The sequence below is a fragment of the Mesorhizobium sp. M0048 genome (assembly GCF_040323405.1).
Lineage (GTDB): Bacteria > Pseudomonadota > Alphaproteobacteria > Rhizobiales > Rhizobiaceae > Mesorhizobium.
Map to the genome: position 1 here is coordinate 139,177 of NZ_JAMYUV010000009.1, position 8,324 is coordinate 147,500.

The following is an 8,324-nucleotide window of genomic DNA, read 5'->3' on the forward strand; positions in this document are numbered from 1 at the left end:
TTTACTCCAGTCTGGGTCCTGCCAGAACCGCGCATCGAACCGTTTCCGTACAACTGGTCCAACGGACGGAAATTTCAAAGCCACGTGAGGATGCGCCAATTCCGTCTTTGGCGAAACCCCGCACAAGGCCCATAATCAGCCGTGCAGGATGCTTACGAGCGTCCGAGGGGTACGGCGGACCCGGCCGGGTCCGCGGAGAGGACGGAGTTCGATCATGCCAGAGTTCACCATTTCCAGACGTACGATGCTTGCGGGTTCGGCATTGCTGCTGGCCTCCACCGCGATGCCGACGATCGGGTCGGCGCAGACGCCGAAAAAGGGCGGACGACTGGTTGTCGCCGCTGATTCCGAGCCGCGCAATCTCAATCCGGCGATCGTCGCCTCGAACGGCGTCTTCTTCATTTCGAGCAAGATCGTAGAAACCTTGGCTGAGGCCTCCTTTGAGGGCAAGGACGGGCTCGATCCGCGCCTGGCACTCAGCTGGGAAGGTGCCACCGACGGCCTGTCGGTGACGTTCAAGCTGCGCGAGGGCGTCAAATGGCATGACGGTAAACCCTTCACCTCCGGCGATGTCGCGTTCTCGGCGCTGCATATCTGGAAGCCGTTGCAGAATCTCGGCCGCACCGTGTTCAAGGATCTGGAGGCGGTCGACACGCCGGACGAAGCCACCGCCGTGTTCAAATTCGCCAAGCCGACACCGTTCCAGCTGATCCGCAACGCCTTGCCGGCGCTGAGCAGCGTGGTGCCCAAGCACATCTACGAGACCGGAAAGATCGAGGACAACCCGGCCAACAACGCCCCGGTCGGCACCGGACCGTTCAAATTCGCCGAATACAAACCCGGCGAATATTACCGGCTGGAGAAGAATACGGATTATTGGGGCAAGGACGAGCCCTATCTCGACGAGATCATCTATCAGGTGCTGCCGGACCGCACAGCAGCGGCCAGCGCGCTCGAGGCCGAAGAGATCCAGCTCGCCGCCTTCTCCGCCGTGCCCCTCGCCGATCTCGACCGCATATCCAAAGTGCCCGGCCTCAAGGTGATCACCAAGGGTTATGAAGGGCTGACCTACCAGCTCGTCGTCGAGATCAACCATCGCCGCAAGGAGCTGGCCGACCTGAAAGTGCGCCAGGCGATCGCTCACGCCATCGACAAGGATTTCGTCGTCAAGACGGTGTTTCTCGGCTATGCCGCCACCGCCACTGGCCCGGTGCCGAAAAACGACCCGCAATTCTACACCGCCGACGTGCCGACGTACGCCTTCGACGTCGCCAAGGCCAACACCCTGCTGGACGAGGCCGGCTACAGCCGAGGCGATGACGGCAAGCGCTTTTCACTGAAACTGCTGCCGGCGCCCTATTTCAACGAGACCAAGCAGTTCGGCGACTATCTGCGCCAGGCGCTCGCCGCCGTCGGCATCGACGCTCAGCTGGTCAACAACGACTCGGCCGCGCATATCAAGGCTGTTTACACCGACCACGCCTTCGACCTTGCGGTCGGGCCGCCGGTGTTCCGCGGCGATCCTGCGATCTCGACCACCATCCTGGTGCAGAGCGGCATTCCAGACGGCGTGCCCTTCTCCAACCAGGGCGGCTATAAGAACGCCGAACTCGATGCCCTGATCGCCAAGGCATCGGAGACGCTCGACACCGCCGCCCGCACCGGACTCTACAAGGAGTTCCAGAGAAAAGTTGCCGCTGACCTGCCACTGATCAACGTCGCCGAATGGAGTTTCATCAGCGTCGCACGTGATACGGTCAGGAACATCGCCAACAATCCGCGCTGGGCGGTATCGAACTGGGCGGACACTTGGCTGGAGGGGTAAGGAAGTCTCTCCAGACTTGCGCGCCGCTTGTGTGCTCAGCTTCAACGATGAGAGCTTTTTCGCGCCCCCCTCTGTCCTGCCGGACATCTCCCCCACAAGGAGGGAGATTGGCAGCTTTGGCGTTGCCGGCCGTCTTGCAACGCTGGAGATTGGCGAAAGCGACAATGACAGCTGATCTCCCCCCTTGTGGGGGAGATGTCCGGCAGGACAGAGGGGGGCGCCGTAGAGCGCGGCACCGAAGACTTGGCTCTCCTATCGGCGTTATGCCATGACCCGCGCTGTCATCCTCCTTCGCCGCCGTCTCGTCGGCAGCATCTTCGTGCTGCTGATTGTCGTCATCGGCACCTTCCTGTTACTCGAAGCCGCTCCCGGCGACGCGGTCGATGCCTACATCGTCTCGACCGGCGGCGACGCCGGGATGATCGAGCTGTTGCGTCACCGCTGGGGTCTCGACCAGACGGAACTGACGCGGCTCGCCAATTATCTTTGGGCGCTGCTGCATCTCGATCTCGGCCAATCGGTCACCTTTTCGCGGCCGATCCGCGACGTCATCCTCGAGCGCCTGCCCAACACGCTGCTGTTGATGGGCAGCGCCACCGCGCTCTCCTTCGGTCTCGGCTCGGCACTCGGCATCTATGCCGGCGCCAGGCCCGGCAGTTTTCGCGATCGCTTTCTGTCCATCGGTTCGCTGGCGCTCTATGCCGTGCCGGGCTTCTGGCTTGGGCTGGTGCTGATCATCGTCTTTGCCGTCGACCTGCGATGGTTTCCGATCGGCGGGATCGAGAGTATCGCCTCGGCCCGGACCGGCCTCGATCGCGCCGCCGATATCGCCCGCCATCTCGTCCTGCCGGTTTCGGCGCTCGGCTTCATCTATCTCGCGCTCTATCTGCGCATGATGCGCGCCGGCATGGCCGAGGTCTGGCGACAGGATTTTGTGCTGGCCGCCCGCGCCAGAGGACTTTCCCGCCGTCGCATCGTGCTCGCTCACGTCGCCCGCAATGCGCTGTTGCCGCTGGTCACCATGCTTGGCCTGCAGTCCGCGCAGATGTTGGGCGGCAGCGTCGTTATCGAAAGCGTCTTTTCCGTGCCAGGCCTTGGCCGGCTGGCGCAGGAAGCGGTGGCGGCACGCGACACGCCGTTGCTGCTCGGCATCATTCTCATCAGTGCCGTCCTGGTCGTCATCATCAACCTTCTCGTCGACATCGCCTACGCCGTCCTCGATCCGCGCGTCGGGGCCAGTGAGGCCGGCGCGTGAGCCCGCTTCGCCGCTTTCTTCGCACGCCGGAAGCGATCGCCGGCGCGGTCATCCTGACGGCGCTGTCTGCCGTGGCGCTTGCCGCACCTTTGTTCTTTCCGAGCGATCCGCAGGCCATTGCCGGGCCGGCATTGCTGTCGCCGTTCCAGGACTGGTCGCTGCCACTCGGCACCGACCGCCTCGGCCGTGACGTGCTGGCCGAGCTTTTCCACGGCGCCCGCACCTCGCTGGCGGTCGGCCTGGCAGCAGCAGCCACCGCGCTTGCCGTCGGCGCCGTAATCGGCACGTTGGCCGGTTTTGCCGGCGGCCTTGTCGACGAGGTACTGATGCGCATCACCGACGCTTTCCAGACCGTCCCAGCCTTCCTGCTGGCTTTGGCTTTCGTCAGCATCGTCGGGCCGTCGCTCGGCGTCGTGGTCGCTGCGATCGCGCTGGGCGCCTGGACCGGACCGGCACGCGTGGCGCGGGCCGAAGTGCTGTCGATCCGCGAGCGCGATTTTGTTGCCGGCGCCCGCGTCATCGGCATGCATCCGCTGGAGATCGCCTTTCGCGAGGTGCTGCCCAACGCGCTGCCGCCCGTCCTGGCGTTGTCGTCGGTGATCGTCGCCGCGGCTATTCTCACCGAAGCGGCATTGTCTTTTCTCGGCCTCGGCGACCCCAACCGCGTGACCTGGGGCGGCATGATCGCCGAAGGCCGCGCCGTGCTGCGCACCGCGCCCTTCCTGTCGATCATTCCGGGTGTAGCACTCGTGCTGACCGTGCTCGGCGTCTATCTCGCCGGCGAAGGCGTCGTCGAGACCGCGGCGGTGAGAAAGAGCCTGTCGTGACGGCGCTTGCTTCGATCCGCAATCTAACGGTGACCTATCGCCGCGACGGCGCCGAGGTGGCTGCGCTGAAACATATCAGCTTCGATGTCGCCGCTGGCGAGCGCCTCGCCATCATCGGCGAGAGCGGCTCGGGCAAGAGCACGTTGGCGCTGGCGATTGCCGGGCTGCTGCCGGCCACTGCCAAGATCGAAGGCCATATCGATTGGCTCTTGCGCCCGCCGCCAATGTTTGGTGCCAAGGCACCCCCCTCTATCCTGCCGGACATCTCCCCCTCAAGGGGGGAGATTGCGCTTTCATCTCTGCCTTCGCCAATCACTGAAGCTGGCCGAAAGGAACCGGCTGCGGAACTGCCGATCTCCCCCCTTGAGGGGGAGATGTCCGGCAGGACAGAGGGGGGCGCGACGGAACGCCGGCCTAAGTTCGTTCCCCCCGGAGGCCGTGATATCGGCTTCGTTTTCCAGGACCCATCCGCCAGTCTCGATCCGGTCATGCCAATCGGCAAGCAGATCGCGGAAGTCGCGCGCACGCATCTCGGACTTGACTGGCGACACGCCTATGCTAGAGCAAAAGCCTTGCTCGAACGCGTCCGTCTGCCCGACCCCGATGCCGCTCTGCGCGCCTTTCCACATCAGCTCTCCGGCGGCCAGAAGCAGCGCGTGGCGATCGCCGCCGCGATCGCGGCCGGGCCGAAACTGCTGATCGCCGACGAGGCGACCAGTGCCCTGGACACCATCGTGCAGGCCGAAATCGTCGGGCTGATCCGGCGACTCGTGACCGAGGACGGCATGACGCTGCTGTTCATCAGCCACGACATCGGGCTGGCCGCTGAGCTTGGAGAGCGCATCGCCGTGTTCCGGCATGGCGAGCTGCTCGAGCTCGGTGCGACGGCGCAGGTGGTCAGTGCGCCGCGTCACGCGTACACAAGGGCGCTGCTCGACGCCGATCTCGGCCTAGACGCCGAGCCGCTGCTGCAGCGAACATGACCAGTCCGCTGCTCGCCGTTTCCGGCCTGACCAAACGATACAGTAGCGGCGGCAAGATCATCGCCGCGGCCGACGATGTTTCCTTCCACATCGAGTATGGCGAGACGCTGGCGCTGGCCGGACCTTCCGGCAGCGGCAAATCGACGATCGCTCGGCTCATACTGCGGCTCATCGAAGCCGATGCTGGCCGAATCGAATTTGAAGGCAGTGATTTCCTGTCGTTGAACGGCGCTGCGTTGCGCGACCGGCGCGCTCGTCTGCAGACGGTGTTTCAGGATCCGCTCGCCGCCTTGAACCCACGCGCCACGGTGGCACGTGTGCTCGACGACCCCTTGCGCATCCATCACATCGCCTCTCGCGCCGAACGCCCGCGCCGTATCGTCGCTCTGCTGGAACGCGTCGGCCTCAGCGCCGGTCTCGCCGGCCGCGCCATTCACGAAATCTCCGGCGGTCAGCGCCAGCGCGTTGCAATCGCCCGCGCCATCGCCACGAAACCGTCGCTGGTCGTGCTCGACGAGGCGGTGTCGGCGCTCGACGTTTCGGTGCGCGCGCAGATCCTGCGGCTGCTGCTCGACCTTCAACGCGAGGAGCGCATCGCCTATCTCTTCATTTCGCACGATCTCGGCGTCGTCCGTGCCATCGCCCACCGCATCGCCATTCTGGACGGCGGGCGGATTGCCGAGAGCGGCGATCCCCGCACCGTCATCGACGCGCCGCAATCCGCGATCGGCAAGGCGCTGGTGGCGGCAGCGCCAAGACTGTCGAGGATCGAACGGGACGCATCATGACCGACGCCGAAGCCCGAGCCGAAAAACCGTCACGCGAACTCGATTCCGCCTTCCGCAACCGTGCCGATCTCTATCGTCTGTTGCTCGACGAGCTAACCGCGGAAGTTGGCGCGGAAAAGGCTGAGGCGATCATGATCCGCACCATTGAACGGCGAGGCAGGGAGGTTGCGGCGGCGGCCTTCGCCGATTTCGGCCCCAACGACGCACCGGCGATCGGCGAGGCGTTCCTGGCCGTCAGCCCGGATGGCGGTCGCATGTATCCGACCGACGTCGAACGCGGTCCGGACCGCATTGCCTTCAAGGTCAGGCGCTGCCCGCTGAAGGACGCCTGGGTCGAAGCCGGCGTCGACGACGAGAAACTCGCCACGCTCTGCCGCATCGCCGGCGCCTTCGATCGCGGCCTGTTCGAGGCTACCGGGGTACGCTTCGACAATGTCACCTGGACACCGGGCCACGGTTTCGGCTGCTGCCACATCGCTTTGACCAACCGGGATGCCGGTTAGAGCTACAACTCGAGCCATGTCGGCGAAGACGTAGAGTTCCGTTCGGTTGGGCAGCACAGGGCCAACAAAAAACTCCCAGCGGCGTAAGGCCACGGCAATCAAATCAATCCGAGACTTGTCGGATTGCGGCATCCTTGTCCGTCTTGCGTAGGGAGTTCCTGGAGGTGAATTATGAGCGAATTGCCGGTGGTCAAAACGAGACGCAAAGGCAAGACCCTTATGCAGAGCATGCTGATCCCAACCGAGAAAATGGTCGCTGACGAGCTCCGGGCTGCACGACCTGGCCACTTGTCGGACCCTGCAGAGCTACGACGTAAGCTCGCGGCAAAATACGGAGCAGACGCCTGCTGCCCGGTGACTGTGCGGCGGCACTTGGTGCATATCAGTCAAGACAGCAGCGCGCCCTTTTGGCGCGTCGTAAATCCCGATCGGCCATTCGCCCGATGTATGAGAGGTGGATCGGAACACATACGCGAGAAATTGGCGGCTGAATGCTAAGTGTCCTGTCGCCGTACTTCAGCGCATACGAAAACGGCCCGCACAAGGCGGGCCGTTTTCGTATTTTGGTTGCGGGGACAGGATTTGAACCTGTGACCTTCAGGTTATGAGCCTGACGAGCTACCGGGCTGCTCCACCCCGCGTCAACCCTAAAGGTAAGCCTTGGCTCACCGAATTCAAGCTTCCGCCAAATGAAAGGGCCGCTTGCGCGGCCCGGAGTCCCGTTGGCGGGCCTGTTCGTAAGGAGAAGATTAGAAGATTAAACAACGTGCGCTTGGCAGACCTGGCAGCGACCTACTCTCCCGCGTCTTGAGACGAAGTACCATCAGCGCTGGAGCGTTTCACGGCCGAGTTCGGAATGGGATCGGGTGCAGCCGCTCCGCCATAACCACCAGGTCGGCAAAACGCACGTTGCTCGAGAAGCTGTTTTCTGTGCCATCCATCTCGGCGCAATCCAGGGATTGTCGCCAGAAATGGGCATTAGGAATGAGAACGATCAAGCCGATCGAACTATTAGTACCGGTAAGCTTCAAGCGTTGCCGCTCTTCCACACCCGGCCTATCAACGTGGTCGTCTTCCACGGTTCTCAGGGAATACTCGTTTTAAGGTGGGTTTCCCGCTTAGATGCCTTCAGCGGTTATCCCGTCCGGATATAGCTACCCTGCTATGCGGCTGGCGCCACAACAGGTCCACCAGAGATCCGTCCATCCCGGTCCTCTCGTACTAGGGACAGATCCTTTCAATATTCCTACACCCACGGCAGATAGGGACCGAACTGTCTCACGACGTTCTGAACCCAACTCACGTACCGCTTTAAATGGCGAACAGCCATACCCTTGGGACCTGCTCCAGCCCCAGGATGCGATGAGTCGACATCGAGGTGCCAAACAACCCCGTCGATATGGACTCTTGGGGGTCATCAGCCTGTTATCCCCGGCGTACCTTTTATCCGTTGAGCGATGGCCCTTCCACGCGGGACCACCGGATCACTATGACCGACTTTCGTCTCTGCTCGACTTGTCAGTCTCGCAGTCAGGCAGGCTTATGCCATTGCACTCAGCGAACGATTTCCGACCGTTCTGAGCCCACCATCGCGCGCCTCCGTTACTCTTTAGGAGGCGACCGCCCCAGTCAAACTACCCACCATACATTGTCCCGGACCCGGATAACGGGCCGCGGTTAGACATCCATAGTGATAAGGGTGGTATTTCAAGGGTGGCTCCACCTGAGCTGGCGCCCAGGTTTCAAAGCCTACCACCTATCCTACACATGCCACTACGAATGCCAATGTAAAGCTATAGTAAAGGTGCACGGGGTCTTTCCGTCTAACCGCAGGAACCCCGCATCTTCACGGGGAATTCAATTTCACTGAGTCTATGCTGGAGACAGCGGGGAAGTCGTTACGCCATTCGTGCAGGTCGGAACTTACCCGACAAGGAATTTCGCTACCTTAGGACCGTTATAGTTACGGCCGCCGTTTACTGGGGCTTCGATTCAGAGCTTGCACCCCTCCTCTTAACCTTCCAGCACCGGGCAGGCGTCAGACCCTATACGTCGTCTTGCGACTTCGCAGAGCCCTGTGTTTTTGATAAACAGTCGCTACCCCCTGGTCTGTGCCACCCTCCCATGCTTGCGCATGAAAGGG

The 8,324-nt window shown here is 62.6% G+C and carries 6 protein-coding genes, 1 tRNA gene and 2 rRNA genes (1 of these 9 running past the window's edge); 6 read left to right on the top strand and 3 right to left on the bottom strand.

Annotation, left to right across the window (positions count from 1 at the left end; translation table 11 throughout):
• The first annotated feature begins 214 nt into the window (after positions 1–214).
• From NKJ84_RS12380 to NKJ84_RS12405, 6 genes are all read left to right on the top strand, one after another.
• The gene (locus NKJ84_RS12380; protein ID WP_352506673.1) at positions 215–1,825 is read left to right on the top strand and encodes an ABC transporter substrate-binding protein; all 1,611 of its coding nucleotides are present in this window, start codon (positions 215–217) and stop codon (positions 1,823–1,825) included.
• A gap of 268 nt (positions 1,826–2,093) precedes the next feature.
• Positions 2,094–3,080, top strand: a complete 987-nt coding sequence (locus NKJ84_RS12385; protein WP_352506674.1) for an ABC transporter permease — start codon at positions 2,094–2,096, stop codon at positions 3,078–3,080.
• Entirely contained in the window at positions 3,077–3,907 is an 831-nt protein-coding gene (locus tag NKJ84_RS12390) for an ABC transporter permease (protein ID WP_352506675.1), read from the top strand. The genes NKJ84_RS12385 and NKJ84_RS12390 overlap by 4 nt, the downstream gene beginning before the upstream one ends.
• Positions 3,904–4,890: an ABC transporter ATP-binding protein gene (locus NKJ84_RS12395; RefSeq protein WP_352506676.1), complete on the top strand. Its 987-nt coding sequence runs from the start codon at positions 3,904–3,906 to the stop codon at positions 4,888–4,890. Before NKJ84_RS12390 ends, NKJ84_RS12395 begins: the two co-directional genes overlap by 4 nt.
• Positions 4,887–5,678 (top strand): ATP-binding cassette domain-containing protein, encoded by a 792-nt coding sequence (locus NKJ84_RS12400; protein WP_352506677.1) that lies wholly within the window; start codon positions 4,887–4,889, stop codon positions 5,676–5,678. Before NKJ84_RS12395 ends, NKJ84_RS12400 begins: the two co-directional genes overlap by 4 nt.
• Positions 5,675–6,181, top strand: a complete 507-nt coding sequence (locus NKJ84_RS12405; RefSeq protein ID WP_352506678.1) for an L-2-amino-thiazoline-4-carboxylic acid hydrolase — start codon at positions 5,675–5,677, stop codon at positions 6,179–6,181. The genes NKJ84_RS12400 and NKJ84_RS12405 overlap by 4 nt, the downstream gene beginning before the upstream one ends.
• A 564-nt stretch (positions 6,182–6,745) precedes the next feature.
• On the opposite strand, the gene NKJ84_RS12410 is transcribed toward NKJ84_RS12405, so the two are convergent.
• The 3 genes from NKJ84_RS12410 to NKJ84_RS12420 form a co-directional block, all read right to left on the bottom strand.
• Positions 6,746–6,822 (bottom strand) — tRNA-Met (locus NKJ84_RS12410).
• Positions 6,823–6,960: 138 nt separating this feature from the next.
• A 5S ribosomal RNA gene (gene rrf, locus NKJ84_RS12415) occupies positions 6,961–7,075 on the bottom strand.
• Positions 7,076–7,171: 96 nt separating this feature from the next.
• A 23S ribosomal RNA gene (locus NKJ84_RS12420) occupies positions 7,172–8,324 on the bottom strand; it runs 1,654 nt beyond the window's last position.